Annotated in this window: 9 protein-coding genes; 8 read left to right on the plus strand and 1 reads right to left on the minus strand. The window is 55.2% G+C overall.

Annotated features, from left to right (window positions below; genetic code table 11):
* Positions 1 to 1,032 precede the first annotated feature (1,032 nt).
* Positions 1,033 to 1,902 carry a hypothetical protein gene (locus PSAKL28_RS10085; RefSeq protein WP_038609653.1) on the minus strand — a complete coding sequence of 290 codons (870 nt, stop codon included), beginning with the start codon at positions 1,900 to 1,902 and terminating at the stop codon, positions 1,033 to 1,035.
* A gap of 108 nt (positions 1,903 to 2,010) precedes the next feature.
* On the opposite strand from PSAKL28_RS10085, the gene PSAKL28_RS10090 reads away from it, so the two are divergent.
* The 8 genes from PSAKL28_RS10090 to PSAKL28_RS10125 all read left to right on the plus strand — a co-directional run bounded on the left by PSAKL28_RS10090 (position 2,011) and on the right by PSAKL28_RS10125 (position 14,218).
* On the plus strand, positions 2,011 to 3,402 hold the full coding sequence (locus PSAKL28_RS10090) for a hypothetical protein (protein ID WP_051939249.1): 1,392 nt from the start codon (positions 2,011 to 2,013) through the stop codon (positions 3,400 to 3,402).
* A 57-nt stretch (positions 3,403 to 3,459) separates the two neighbouring features.
* Entirely contained in the window at positions 3,460 to 3,696 is a 237-nt protein-coding gene (locus PSAKL28_RS10095; RefSeq protein ID WP_038609656.1) for a helix-turn-helix transcriptional regulator, read from the plus strand.
* 335 nt (positions 3,697 to 4,031) lie between these two features.
* Positions 4,032 to 4,979 (plus strand): YagK/YfjJ domain-containing protein, encoded by a 948-nt coding sequence (locus tag PSAKL28_RS10100; RefSeq protein WP_038609659.1) that lies wholly within the window; start codon positions 4,032 to 4,034, stop codon positions 4,977 to 4,979.
* A gap of 161 nt (positions 4,980 to 5,140) precedes the next feature.
* Positions 5,141 to 7,066, plus strand: a complete 1,926-nt coding sequence (locus tag PSAKL28_RS10105) for a type I restriction-modification system subunit M (protein ID WP_038609662.1) — start codon at positions 5,141 to 5,143, stop codon at positions 7,064 to 7,066.
* On the plus strand, positions 7,063 to 8,325 hold the full coding sequence (locus PSAKL28_RS26460) for a restriction endonuclease subunit S (protein ID WP_174446940.1): 1,263 nt from the start codon (positions 7,063 to 7,065) through the stop codon (positions 8,323 to 8,325). Before PSAKL28_RS10105 ends, PSAKL28_RS26460 begins: the two co-directional genes overlap by 4 nt.
* A complete protein-coding gene (locus PSAKL28_RS10115; RefSeq protein WP_038609665.1) occupies positions 8,322 to 9,269 on the plus strand; it encodes a GIY-YIG nuclease family protein in 948 nt (315 codons plus the stop codon). The genes PSAKL28_RS26460 and PSAKL28_RS10115 overlap by 4 nt, the downstream gene beginning before the upstream one ends.
* Before the next feature lie 70 nt (positions 9,270 to 9,339).
* Positions 9,340 to 10,806, plus strand: coding sequence for an ATP-binding protein (locus tag PSAKL28_RS10120; protein ID WP_010562359.1), 1,467 nt, complete (start codon positions 9,340 to 9,342; stop codon positions 10,804 to 10,806).
* A gap of 229 nt (positions 10,807 to 11,035) precedes the next feature.
* Positions 11,036 to 14,218 carry a type I restriction endonuclease subunit R gene (locus PSAKL28_RS10125; RefSeq protein WP_038609670.1) on the plus strand — a complete coding sequence of 1,061 codons (3,183 nt, stop codon included), beginning with the start codon at positions 11,036 to 11,038 and terminating at the stop codon, positions 14,216 to 14,218.
* Positions 14,219 to 14,284 lie beyond the last annotated feature (66 nt).

Consider the following 14,284-nt stretch of genomic DNA (forward strand, 5'->3'; position numbering starts at 1 on the left):
CCACAGGCTCTAGATCTTGGACGGCATTCCTCCCTAGGTTGGCGAGCAATCACCCAGCTACTAGTTCTCAAGGTGGGGATCTTTATGTTGGCGTCAGACAGGCTTCATCAGGCCTCGATTCTGCCGCAGATCGGCAATTGCCAGGCTCCGGGCAAATCCATAGAGTGCTGTATTTTTATACAGTAGTGGCTGGCGATATCCAAATCAGCGAATGCCATGACGCGGGCCTTGGGCGCTCGACAATCAGCGCCTGGATATTTAGTTCAGGGCCTGGCGCTGACGTTATCCCGCGGCTGCTCGACGTGAAGATCACCGGCATGGCCCAGGTCGGAATGAACCTGACCGGGATCGAGGAAGTGGACGGTGCCTACTATGCGCAGTCGTGGTGGTGCAGGGTGGAGTAGGGTGGTGCATATAAAGGAAGGGAATCTGTCGGCAGAACGCCGGAGGCGGGCTGGCCAGGGCCAGTGACTTTCGAAGTGACTTTGTCCGTATCGGTTCGGATTCGTTGGGCATCGTTGCAGCGAGCGCCAAGGAGAAAAGCCTGTGCTATCATGCAGCTAAGCTGGTTTGGCATGCATGGGGTGCAAGGGGTCGAGTGTTCGAATCACTCCGTCCCGACCATTATTTAGAACGACTAAGCCACCTTCGGGTGGCTTTGTTGTTTCTGGTTTTAGTGACTATTTGGTGGTTTCGCCTTTTTCTTCATCCTGACCTCCCGCCCAGAATTGGCAGCACGGGCCCCCTATATTCAGTTCGTGAAGCCTGAAGAAGGCATGTCCAGGCAAAGCAGGGCGTAGGTTTTTCTCTTGCCAGAGTTTCGCTCTGACGAGCTTTGATGAAAGGCTCAAGCGCCTGGCAGCCAATGTGAGTCGATGTGCCGGGGTAATCTGAACGGAGAATGTAATTTGTTGTTTATTAATGAAAAAATCGGTTTTGTTTTTTGCCTGGAATGCCGTTTGGAATGCCAAACGTTGTATGTCGCTTCAGATCGGACAGTTAATCACTTTGTTCCTTGTCCCAGGCTTTTGGTCAGCGAACGCTGGATAACCTGAACGTTTTTCTCTTTTGGGGACTGATTTTCACCACGGGTGAAGGGTTGTCGGTTTGAGCGTGAGGGAAATCATCGGTCGGACTTGAATTTAAGTCGACCGGTGCTGATTGTTCTGGCTGATCATCCCCTGCCGCCGCGGACGGCATTTGACTATTACAGGGTGAATCTGGAATGAGGGTAATAGCCTCTTCCTGCTTAAGCAGAGATTCAACGATTTCTGGGGCAGCCTGCGAACTAGAGCGCTCATTTGAAGCAGCCGAAGAGTACTCGGCTGACTTCTGCTTCAGCAGCTCAGGTTCACCCATTGATTCTTCAGTTAAGGAATGGCTGGGGATGGCTGAGTTATCGGGCTGTATGGCGCCTCCGACGAACATCTCGTGGAGGTCTTGAATTGTGTGGTGACGACTCCCCTGCAAAGTTTGTTTCGACAGTTGCCTTTGCTGTCTGCGCACGTGGGCTGTGTAAGCCTTTGTAATCATGCTCTCCAGCAGCACTGTTGGGCTCTTTTTTTGCTCTTTGGCCATGGCTTGCAGATGGCTCTTGGTGGCTGTACTCAGCGTGAATACGCACACTTGGCGGCCGCTCTCCTTTTTCTTGTTTCTGTCTTTCTCCTGGCGCCAAGCATCCTTCATGTCGCGAAATAGTTTGCTCGCGCCAGCGTCCTGCTCGATATACATGCCTGCATCCAGCATTTCGTTGTGGGAAGGAAGCTCATTCGGAAGGTTCCTCTCCCTGCTATGGAAAATTCTCTCTAAGCCTTTCGCTTGCAAATACTTCAAGGCCCAAAGGCGTTGATTCGTATTTTCAGGATCAAGCCAATCCAGTCCAATTACTCTTTTGCGTCCCATTCTCATCTATTCCTGCTGGAGCATTCGCTAGGGCTAGTATATTCATCATTGATAACGTTATGAATAACGATATTAGATTTTTTTGATAAAAATAGGGTATATTTAGCTATGATTATTTTCGGAATTCATATGCTAATTAGTCTTTTGTCACTGGATTTAGGGCGGCTTGATTCGAAGGCTCGGTTCACGCTGGCTTCGTTTTACCTGCGTTACGAGTTCACTGCCACAGGGCCGATCACTATTGATGAGCTGGCTGGTTGCCTTGGAGTGCCCACGAGAGAGAGTGCTAATACGCTCAACTTGCTCGTGAAAGAATCAATCCTCATCGCTACAGCGGCGCTGGCTCAACGAGCCGGTCGGCTGAAAAAATCATTTCGCATACATGACGACGTGGTCAATAAGCTCGGGATTGCGAGGTTGATTTCGCGCCCCATCGATCTTGCGCCGCACTTTGGCGCCGTCGAACACCTAATCAAGAGGCCTTACATTCACGCCACCAGGCCCGACGTGGAAATCTATTCGATGCCTACTGTGAAGGCGGAGCAAACGAGGGCAGCAGTGCCGAACCGCACTTCACTGCTCAGTCGATCCAATCGACTTCTGCTTGCAGTGCTATCCGCTCATGCAGACCGTTTTGGCGTAGTAAATTCGCTCGGGAATGTAGAGTTATGTCGACTTACCGGCCTTGAGCAGATAAGTCTTAAGCAGCGGATTAAGAAGCTTGTTGAAATGGGGTTTATTCGGCGACATGTGCCCGGAGTCGCCAGCCCCATTTATGCTGAAAAACTCAAAAGCAGTTATGTCCTTAACCTGAACCATCGGCAAATCACCTTGGGGACGGACAAGATAGGCTTCGTTGTGCATGAGTGTGCGGACGAATGGGCTGATGATGTGCGTTATATAGGGGACGTTTGGTTTGATCTTGAGCGCTGGCGAAATTCCGCTACTAAGCATAAATACTCATTGCCTGAACTTTCCACGCCGGCCTCGGTTCTCCGTCTTTTTAGGCGTGCTCCCAAACACGCGATTGAGCAACTCCAGTTTTTTCTGAGCGGTTGCGTGACAGACCTTCTGGCGCGGCACTGGGAGCAGCTAGATGTAGCTAAATCAGACTTTTTCCTTGGCGTCCGAGGTAACATCAGCGCATTTTTTCGTAAGCCAATGAGGGATGTTGAAGATGCGAGCTCGCTCGACGAGACTGAGATCATAGATTTTCTTTGGGAGATGACTATTCAGTTTGCACGGGTGTGCAAGGTGCGTTTTTCACGGATTGATGGACTTGCCTGGTCAAGCCTGAACTTCAGACTTCTACCCAGTGATCTGCGACTAGGTTATTCCTGTTTGGGGATGTTGCTTGATGGGGGCGCTGGCAGTGGCAGGATGCTGAGGGAAGTCGGCGAGCACGCTGGAACGACGAAGATTACTACGGAAGCCCTCTGCCCTGCGGAGCTTAGAGAAAAAGCGGGGTTGCTCACGCCAGCACGAGCGAAAGCCGTCTAGGCGGTTATTTTTTATCGCCCCCGCCAATCCTCTGAACGAACACGAGGAGCCCCGTTCATGAGGATCATCCGTTTAAAAGAAGTCATCGACTCGACAGGTCTTGCCCGGTCGACCATCTACAAATACATTGCGGAAGGTAGCTTCCCAAAACCGGTATCTCTCGGTGATCGCTGCGTCGGCTGGGTCGACAGCGAGGTGCACGATTGGATCCTGGCACGGATCGAAGAGCGTGACCTGGCTGAGGGCGCTGCAGCTACTGCGCGGTCCACCGGTCATCTGAGTATGGCCAGCTAGAAACGATCATTTCCGCCATGACCAGTTAGTAGCTGGTCATGGCGTTTATGCTGCTTGGGGAGATCCTGCATTCTCAGCTAACTTCCCCAGGATCCAAATGGGTCAATCTCTCGGCAGGCTCGGCAATATTGCTCCCCATTACTAAGCCTTATCGGGATCGTCCACCGTGGCGTGAGGTGCTTCTAGTTATATAGCTATTAACTATCAATCAATAAGCTTAAATAGCCATCTAGATCAGCTACACACCACCTACCGCTCAAGCTAGCGATACATCATCGGTTAAAAAGTACACATCACGTACCTGATATGCGAAACAACCAATCAGGTACGTCACCATGACCAAACGCAACACCTACACCTACCTTTCCCAGTCCGACATCGCCATTCAGATTGAACGACTCGTCCAGGCCATTGAGCAGCATGACAGCCCAGCATTTCGGTTCAAACAAACCCGTGCAGGTTATGAACGAGTTGAGGAGACCAGGCTTTCCAGGTACTTCACTCACATCCGGCAGATGATGGATCTGTTCGATGACCGAGTTGAATACCGCTACAGCGAGCACCTACAGGCGTTCAGGCAGGCAATTCAGGATATCGGATTGGAGCATCGTCCTACCGGTCCTGTCTGCCTGAATGAAGAGGGTACGACCTACCTTGACCATCACCGCAGCATGAACGTCCTAGTGGCGCGGATCCGGCATCTGAGGCGTACTAGGGATTATCGACCTAATGCTAATGACCTCAGCTATCGGGCTAAGCAACAGGAGTTCCATGTCTGCGATTACTCCGACGCTGTGGTTGATCGCTACTCGCGCACCAACATCATCAGGATCGATCTCTACTACCGGCAGGAGGCCCAGGTCAGGTTACGTGTCGAGCACGTGCTCGATGACCTGGATCGGCTGATCGCCGAGCATGAGCGCAACCCGATCTTTGACCACCTCACTGGTTACATTTGTGCGCTTGAGCAGGGTGAGGATCGGGGCTATCACGTCCATGCTGCCTACTTCTTCAATGGCAACCAGGTACGTGGCGACGTCTACAAGGCCCAGCAGATTGGTGAGCTTTGGGTGCGCATCACTAGGGGGCAGGGCTACTTCAATAGCTGCAACCACGACAAGGAAAAGTACGGAGACGAATGTGGTATCGGCATGATCCTGCGGAGCGAACGAGCAATCCGCGCCAATGTCCATAGGGCGATGCGTTACCTGGTGAAGGACGCTCAGCAGCTTCGGTTGAAGCCGCTGAGGGCTAAATGTCTACGCAAAGGATTGCTACGGTAGCTATCTACCTGAAATCTTTACAGGTCGCAGCCCGCGTGCTGGTTCTCAGCTCCCTGACCGGTTAAGGTTCTGCCATCAGCAACACAACCAACGCAGGGAGGCACCGGGGCGATCATCGCACGACAAGCTTCCCTGCGTTCACCCGTTTAAAGGATTCCTGCGTGAACCAGCAACAGCAAAATCTCGCCGATTTCATCTGGAGTGTGGCCGACGTACTGCGTGGCGACTTCAGACAGTCCGAGTTCGGTCGCATCATTCTGCCCTTCACCGTGCTGCGCCGCCTAGAGTGCGTACTAGAGCCGACGCGTGAAAAGGTGCGCAGCCAGTTTCTGGCAATGCACGCCAGTGGCGTGGACATGGATCTGATCCTGCCTACCACTGCCGGGGCTACTTTCTACAACGTCTCGCAGTACGCTCTGGACAGCGTCAGCTCCACCAGTACCCGCGTTAACCTGGAAGATTACATCGCCAAGTTTTCGTCCAATGCCCATCAGGTATTTCAGCACTTTAATTTTGCTGATTGGCTTAGCCGACTGGAGACCGCCAACCTGCTGTACCTAGTGACGCAGAAGTTCGCTAGCATCGATTTGCATCCCAACGTCATTAGCAACCACGAAATGGGTCTGGTGTTCGAGCACCTGATCCGAAAGTTCGCTGAGTCCGCCAACGACACTGCCGGGGAGTTCTTCACCCCGCGTGACGTTGTGCGCCTTGCAACTACGTTGATCTTTGCACCCGACCATCAGGCGCTGAATGGCGAGGGCGTGGTGCGCACTGTGTATGACTGCGCTGCTGGTACGGGCGGCTTCCTATCTTCAGCCATTGAGCAGGTGGCGGAGTGGAACCCCAATGCGCGGCTGGTGCCCTACGCCCAGGAACTGAACCCGGAGACCTACGCCATCTCGGTGGCGGACAAACTTATCCAGGGCTTCGAGACCAAGAACATCAAACTTGGCAACACTCTGTCCAATGACCTGCTGCCCCATGAGCAGTTCGACTACTGCCTGGCCAACCCGCCGTTCGGCGTGAAGTGGGAGAAGGTGCAGAAGCAGGTGCAGGACGAACAAACCAGCCTAGGTTTCGCCGGACGCTTCGGTGCGGGGTTGCCACGGGTGGGTGACGGTTCGCTGCTGTTCCTTATGCACCTGCTGTCCAAGCGCAAACCAGCGGAGCAAGGTGGTACGCGCATCGGCATAGTCCTTTCCGGTTCGCCATTGTTCAACGGTGGCGCAGGCTCAGGTGAGTCGGAGATTCGCCGATGGATTCTGGAGAATGATTGGCTGGAGGCAATCATCGCCCTGCCCAACGACCTGTTCTATAACACCGGCATTGGCACCTATATCTGGGTGCTCTCCAACCACAAGGACGCCGGACGCAAAGGTCAGGTGCAACTGATCGATGCAACTGCCATGCACGCGCCCATGCGCAAGAGCCTGGGCAGCAAGCGCAAGTTTCTCGCTGAGGATCAGATCGCCGACATTGCCAAGCTGTATGATGCCGGTGAGAATGGCGTGAACAGCAAAGTGTTTGCTACCACCGACTTTGGCTACCGGCGCATCACCGTCGAGCGCCCGCTGCGCTTACGCTTCTCCGTCACGCCTGACAAACTCGCGGCATACCAGACCATCAAAGGGGCGGATCAGGTAGAGGCTTTCACCGGAGCGCAAGGCGAGTTCGATAACCTCCCGGCCTTCCTCAAGGCCGCCGGTATCAAAAAAATCGGCAAGGGTGCACTGAAAGCCGCACTGGCCTGTTTCGGCGAGCGCGACGCCAGCGCCCAGCCGGTACTAGACGACAAGGGCAATCTGCAGGCCGACTCAGATCTGCGCGAGTTCGAGAACGTGCCGCTTAGCCAGTCCATCGACGAGTACTTCGTCCGCGAAGTGTTGCCCCATGTGCCGGATGCCTGGATCGATACCGGCAAAGCCGACGCGAAGGACGGTCAGGTCGGTATCGTCGGCTACGAGATCAACTTTAACCGCTACTTCTACGTCTATCAGCCGCCGCGTGCGCTGGTCGAAATTGATGCTGACTTGAAGGCTGTTGAGGCCCAGATTGCTGCGCTGCTGGGTGAGGTGACGGCGTGAGTCATTACAAACCGTATCCGGCGTACAAGGATTCCGGGGTGGAGTGGTTGGGGCTGGTGCCAGAGCATTGGCAGGTTAAAAAACTCAAGTGGCTGGCATCGTTGCAGAGTGGAGACTTCATCACCAGCGAGTCAATCGAGGAGGAAGGTGCGTACCCTGTTTATGGCGGGAATGGTTTGCGAGGGTACTGCACCTCCTTCACGCATGAGGGGACATATGCGCTTGTGGGCCGGCAGGGGGCGTTGTGCGGGAATATCAACTATGCCGCGGGTAAATTCTGGGCGTCCGAGCATGCCGTAGTCGTTTCGCCTTATGAGTCCACTGCGGTTCGGTGGCTTGGTGAGTTGTTACGGGCAATGAATCTTGGCCAGTACTCGATATCTTCCGCTCAGCCGGGGTTAGCAGTGGAGCGCATCATCGATTTGCCCCTGCCCGTCCCACCCGAAATCGAGCGCGAAGCCATCGCGGGGCATATCGACCGCGAAACCGCCCGCATCGATGCGCTGGTGGAAAAGAAAACCCACTTTGTTGAGCTGCTACGTGAAAAGCGCCAGACGTTGATCACTCATGCCGTCACCAAGGGCCTCGACCCCAACGTGAAGATGAAAGACTCCGGCTTGGAGTGGCTAGGTGAGGTGCCGGAGCATTGGTCGATCAAGCCATTCAAGGTCTGTATCGACTTTCAAGAGGGACCTGGCATCATGGCCGTTGACTTCCGTGATGAGGGGACTCCGCTCCTTCGCGTTGCAGGCGTTCAGGGCCGATGGGCAACCTTGGCGGGTTGCAATTACTTAGAGCCAGATAAGGTAGAGCGGCAGTGGAAGCATTTTCGGTTGGTGCCGGGTGATCTTTTGATTAGCGCCAGTGCCAGCATGGGCACGGTGTGTGAAGTGGCTGACGAGGCTGCTGGGTCGATTGCTTATACAGGGTTGATACGCCTACGTGGAAAAAAGAGTGTGATGCTGAGGTCCTATATTCGATCGTTGGTGGTTTCCTCTCTGTTTTCAACCCAAATCGACTTATTCAAAGCCGGCTCTACGATCCAGCACTTTGGGCCGATACATCTCAGTCAAATGTTCGTTGTATGTCCACCGTTGGATGAGCAAGAGGCGATAGCACAGCACGTTGAAAGCGAAACGCTGCGCATAGATGAGCTGATAGCTAAGTCTGAGCGTAGTGTTGAGCTTTTAAAGGAGCGCCGTTCTGCCCTGATTACTGCTGCTGTTACGGGCCAGATCGACCTTCGGGAGACCGTATGAGCCTGGGTCGCAGTCTCCGTCTGTTTCTGGTGGACGGCACTCCCAATGGCCTTCTTACTGCCGAGATCATGAACTGGACCGGCCATGTGCTGACCGGCCCGCGCAGCAAGCTGGCCGAACTGGTGCAGCGTCCCGAGTGCGGGCGAACCGGCGTGTATTTTCTGGTCGGCCCCGACCCGGAGAACAACCTGCGTTCCAAGGTGTATATCGGCGAGTCGGATGACGTGGCCAAGCGCCTCAAGCAGCACAACCGCCCCGAGGCCTCCGAAGGCACGGCCGGAGGCAAGGACTTTTGGGAAAAGGTCTGCCTGGTCACCAGCAAGGACCAGAACTTGACCAAGACCCATGTGAAGTATCTGGAAAGCCTGCTGATCAGCATCGCTAACCAAGTCGGCCGCTGCGAGCTGCTTAATGGCACTGCGCATGATTATGGCAGTCTGCCGGAGTCCGACCGCGCTGATATGGCCTTCTTCCTAGAGCAGATCCGTACCGTGCTGCCGGTGTTGGGCTTCGACTTTCTGCGTGAGCTGACCAAGCCTTCCGCTGCCGTCAGTACCAGCCCGGCCATTCCAGTCAGCCACTCGCCGCGCTTCAATCTGGAGGTGCCGCGTTACAGCATCAGCGCGCAAGGGCAGGAAATCGACGGCGAGTTCTTTGTGCTCAAGGGCTCTAAGGCCCGCGCCGAGTGGGTGGGTACCGAGCGTGGCTACCAGGGATTATTCAAGCAACTGGTCGGCGAAGGCGTCATGGTCGCGCAAGGCAGCAATAACCTGGTGTTTAGCGACGACTATGCCTTCAGCAGCCCCAGCGCTGCCGCCGCCGTGGTGTGTGGCCGTTCCGCCAATGGGCGCACCTCCTGGGTGGTTGAGGGCACGGGGCAAACCTACGCAGCCTGGCAGGATCAGCAGTTAAACAGCGTTACCCCCGAACCGGAGGCAGAATGAGCAAGCCAGACACTTTTCTGTGCAGCTCAGCGAGTCAGTTGTCGGGCACCCATAATTTTAGGAGGGCGTCATGACCTTGGAACGTAATGCCGATTACCTGATCAGCTTGGTCAGGGAGCTGTGTAAGCTCCCGGCCGAAACCCCGTGGCTGGAGTTCAAACACAACAACGCCGATCCACAGGAAATTGGTGAGTACCTAGCTGCTTTATCCAATGCGGCAGCTCTGGACGGCAAGAGCAATGCCTATCTGGTCTGGGGTGTGAGTGACAAGACCCATGAGATTGTCGGTACTACTTTCAAACCGCACAGCGCGAAGAAAGGTAACGAGGAGCTCGAAAGCTGGCTGCTGCGGCTGCTGAGTCCTCGGCTGCATTTTCGTTTTCATGCCTTCGAAGTCGACGGCAAACCTTTGGTTTTGTTGGAAATCCCCAGCGCACACAGTAAGCCGACGACCTTTGAGGGGCGTGAGCTAATCCGGATTGGCTCGAACAAGAAACCGTTGAAAGACTTCCCTGAACAAGAGCGTGCGCTCTGGCGAGTATTCGACCGAACCCCCTTCGAGGAGCTGTCGGCGGCAAGCAATCTGGATGCTTCTGAGGCTTTGGCCTTACTTGATTACCCTGCTTATTTCCAATTGCTGGGGCTTCCACTGCCTACGGATCAGAGCGGTATTCTCAGCCGTCTGCAAGAAGATGGCATGCTGCGTTGTGATGCGGCCAAGCGCTGGGAGATCACCAACCTCGGCGCGATTCTGTTTGCCCGTGAGTTGCAGAAATTCAAAGGGCTAGCGCGCAAGGCGGTGCGGCTGATTGTTTATGAAGGCAAGGGGCGTCTGAAAACCGTACGTGAGCAGCAGGGGCACAAGGGCTATGCCAGCGGTTTCGAGGGGTTGATTGATTTTCTCAGTGCACTGCTACCTCGAAATGAGGTAATTGGAAAGGCCCTGCGCAAGGATGTGCCGATGTACCCGGACTTGGCAGTGCGTGAGCTGATTGCCAATGCCCTGATCCATCAGGATTTCTCTGTGTCGGGTGCAGGCCCTATGGTGGAGATTTTTGATGACCGCCTTGAGATCACCAATCCCGGTGAGCCTCTGGTCGATGTTGATCGTTTTCTCGATAGTCCGCCTCGCTCACGCAATGAGGCGCTGGCCTCTTTTATGCGACGCGTCGGCATCTGTGAAGAACGGGGTAGCGGCGTGGACAAGGTGGTTTCCGATACGGAACTCTATCAATTACCACCGCCGCGCTGGGAGCGCCCTGATGGCTCTCTACGGGTCGTACTGTTCGCTCACCGAGCACTCAAGGACATGGACAAGCAGGAGCGGGTATATGCCTGCTATCTGCATGCTTGCCTGCGTTATGTGCTGCGTGACCCGATGACTAATACGACGCTGCGTGAACGCTTTGGAATCGATGCCAAAAACAGTGCGATGGCATCGCGGATTATTCGGGACGCAAAAGAGGTACAGGTTATCAAGCCCTATGAAGAGGGACAGTCCAACAAAAACTCACGCTATCTGCCCTACTGGGCTTGAGTGGCGTTGTATTTGACGGGTATTTGATTCGTCGTCTGTTGGGCGGCATATTTTCAAGGCTAAAGCCTCTAAATCATTACGCTTGCGGCGTTAGCCTGATGTTTTTTGTATTTGATGGGTATTTGACTGGTGGCTCAGCTTGTCGGCACCGAGCATTAGACGAATTCAAGACCAACTTTAGACAAACTGCCTCTCTCAGATAGGGGCGGGCCAGACGAAGGATCGCCCCATGAGCCACATCCACCACGAATGCGAACTCGAACGCCATATCGTTGAGCAACTGGCTGCTGCTGGTTGGTTGGTCGGCAAGTCCGCCGACTATGACGCGGCGCGGGCGCTGTTCCCTGATGATGTGCTCGGTTGGCTGGAGGAAAGCCAGCCGCAGGCCATGGCCAAGTTGCATGCCATGAACGGTACTGGCACTCTCGATGTGGTGCTGGATCGGCTGGTTAAACAACTGGAAAACAAGGTCGATGGCGGAACGGTGAATGTGCTGCGTTACGGCTTCGCCGTGGCCGGTGGCGGCACCTTAGCCATGAGCCAGGGGTTACCGGAGGATGATCGCAACGAGACGGTGATTCAGCGCTATGCGACCAACCGCCTGCGCGTGGTACCGCAGCTGCGTTACTCGTTGGACAAGACCGACGAGATCGACCTGGCCTTCTTTATCAATGGTATTCCCGTGGCTACGGTGGAGCTTAAGACCGACTTCACCCAGTCGGTGCAGGCTGCCATGCAGCAGTACCGGATGGACCGCAAGCCGGAGCGCAAGAGTGGCGGGTTTGAACCGCTGCTGACCTTCAAGCGTGGTGCAGTGGTGCACTTCGCCATGAGCGACAGCGATATCCGCATGACCACCAAACTGGCCGGGGATTCGACTTTCTTTCTGCCGTTCAACCGGGGAAACGATGGCGCGGCGGGTAATCCACCCGGCGACAATGACAGCTACCCGGTGAGCTACCTTTGGAAGCGGGTGCTGCAGAAGGATAATTGGCTACACATCTTCCATCGCTACGTGCTTCAGGAGCGCAAGGAAGCCCAGGATTTGAACGGCAAGACCTACTTCAAGGAAGGTTTGATTTTCCCGCGCTTCCATCAGTGGGAAGGCGTAACCAAGATGATCGACGCGGTGCGCATCGAGGGTGCCGGGCAGCCTTATCTGATCCAACACAGCGCTGGCTCGGGCAAGACCAATACCATTGCCTGGACGGCGCATTCGTTGATCCGCGTGCGTCGCCCGGATGGCGAGCCGTATTTCCATAGCGTGATCGTGGTCACTGACCGCCAGGTGCTGGATCAGCAGTTGCAGGATGCTATCCAGCAGATCGAGCACCAGGCAGGGGTGGTGTGCGCCATCGACCGTCAGCAATCCAGCCTCCCCAAGAGCCAGCAGTTGGCCAAGGCAATGCTAGACGGCGTGCCGATCATCGTCTGTACCCTGCAGACTTTTCCCTATGCACAGAAGGCCATTCTAGGTGAAACCAGCCTGCGTGACCGTCGTTTCGCCATCATTATCGACGAGGCGCACAGCTCCACTGGCGGCAGTACCGCCGATGACCTGCGCTATGTGCTGACCGGGCAGAGTGAGGACGAGTGGGACAAACTGAGCAAAGAGGAGCGTTTATCGGTATGGCAGTCATCGCGTAGCCGACCGGGCAATGCCAGCTACTTTGCCTTTACCGCCACGCCCAAGCATTCGACCCTAAGTTTGTTTGGCCGCCCGCGAAATGCGGCGCAGCCGGTGAACCAGGAAAATCCTCCGGCACCGTTTCACCTTTACACCATGCAGCAGGCCATCGAGGAAGGCTTTATCCTTGATGTGCTGAAGAACTACACCGGCTATAACGTGGCGTTCAAAATCGGCAGCGAGTTTGTCGACGACAAACGTGTGGACGAGAAGAGTGCCCGGCGCAAGCTGGCCAAGTGGCTGTCACTGAATCCGGTGAACGTGGGGCAGAAGGTCGAGCTGATCGTCGAACACTTCCGCAAGAACGTTGCACACTTGCTCGGTGGTCAGGCCAAGGCCATGGTGGTGACCAGCTCGCGTGCCGCTGCGGTGAAGTACCACTTGGCGCTGCTGGACTACTGCCAGCGCAAGGGCTACGACAACGTGCAGGCGATGGTGGCGTTCTCCGGTGAGGTGCCCAATAGCGATGTGCAGGAAACCGGCCTGCCTGCGGATCACCAGTTCAGCGAGACCAACTTGAACCCCGGCCTCAATGGCCGCGATATGCGAAAGGTGTTCGACACCCCGGATTACCGGGTGATGATCGTTGCCAACAAGTACCAGACCGGCTTCGACCAACCCAAGCTGGTGGCAATGTACCTGGACAAAAAAATCTCGGGTGTGGAGGCAGTGCAGACGCTGTCGCGGTTGAATCGAACCTTCCCCGGCAAGGACAAGACCTACGTCATCGACTTTGCTAACGAGGCAGAAGAGATCCTGGCAGCGTTCAAGACCTTCTACCGTGATGCTCAAGTGGCAGATATTCAGGACCCGAACATTGTCTACGACATCAAGCAGCGCTTGGATGGCATGTTCATCTATGAAGCCGCTGAGGTCGAGGCGTTTGGCGAAGCCATCGTGAATCGCAATGTCACTCACCAGAAGCTTTATTCGCTGACTCAATCAGCCACCGACCGTTTCAACGGCAAGCTAAAGACCCTCAACGATGGCATCGACCAGTGGGAAAAGGCCTGGGAGGCCGCTCACGACAACGGTGACGAAAAGGGGATGGAGTACTCCGACGTACAACGGGCGGAGTACTGCATGGGTCGTGATGAATTGATGATCTTCAGCGAGAGCCTGACCAAGTTCGTCCGCACCTATGAGTACATTGCTCAACTGGTGGAGTTCGGCGACCCTGCGCTGGAAGCTTTCGCCAGCTACGCTCGGCTGCTGCGTAAACGCTTGAAGGGCGTCAGCGCCGAACAGGTGGATCTGGATGATCTCAAACTCAGCCACTACAAGATCAAAAAAGGAGAGGGGCTGGCAGGGCTTTCAGCCGTGGGTGAGGCACCCGAGCTATATGGCATCACCGATAACGGCTTGCGCGACGCCCGCGACCGGGAGAAAAAATACCTCACCGAGCTGATCGAAAAGCTCAATAACGCTTTCGGCAAAGACATCACCGATACAGATCAAGTGGCTTTCGCAGTGCATGTGTCCGAAAAGCTGCGTGGCGATACCATTGTCATGGCTCAAGTGCAGAACAACACCATGGATCAGGCGATGAAGGCTGACCTGCCGAGCAAAGCCATCCAGGCCATTGCCAGTGCCATGAGCAGCCACACCAGCATGGCGACCAAGCTGTTGAGCGACGAGTCCACGCGGGATGTGTTCCTGACGGTGGTGTATGAGTTGCTGAAGAAAGATGCGGGGGCTGATCTGCTCGGTTCGGCGCGGACTTAAGCGGAAAAAAGCAGACTGAACGAAATTAAGGTAAGCAGGGGCTCTGTAGCCCTCTGTCCGCGCCAT

Origin of the sequence: Pseudomonas alkylphenolica (assembly GCF_000746525.1) — a bacterium.
Lineage (GTDB): Bacteria > Pseudomonadota > Gammaproteobacteria > Pseudomonadales > Pseudomonadaceae > Aquipseudomonas > Aquipseudomonas alkylphenolica.

Bases quoted from the DNA above. Each gene is read 5' to 3' on its own strand.
- PSAKL28_RS10085 (WP_038609653.1), bottom strand. From the start codon at position 1,902: ATGGGACGCAAAAGAGTAATTGGACTGGATTGGCTTGATCCTGAAAAT.
- PSAKL28_RS10090 (WP_051939249.1), top strand. From the start codon at position 2,011: ATGATTATTTTCGGAATTCATATGCTAATTAGTCTTTTGTCACTGGAT.
- PSAKL28_RS10095 (WP_038609656.1), top strand. From the start codon at position 3,460: ATGAGGATCATCCGTTTAAAAGAAGTCATCGACTCGACAGGTCTTGCC.
- PSAKL28_RS10100 (WP_038609659.1), top strand. From the start codon at position 4,032: ATGACCAAACGCAACACCTACACCTACCTTTCCCAGTCCGACATCGCC.
- PSAKL28_RS10115 (WP_038609665.1), top strand. From the start codon at position 8,322: ATGAGCCTGGGTCGCAGTCTCCGTCTGTTTCTGGTGGACGGCACTCCC.
- PSAKL28_RS10120 (WP_010562359.1), top strand. From the start codon at position 9,340: ATGACCTTGGAACGTAATGCCGATTACCTGATCAGCTTGGTCAGGGAG.
- PSAKL28_RS10125 (WP_038609670.1), top strand. From the start codon at position 11,036: ATGAGCCACATCCACCACGAATGCGAACTCGAACGCCATATCGTTGAG.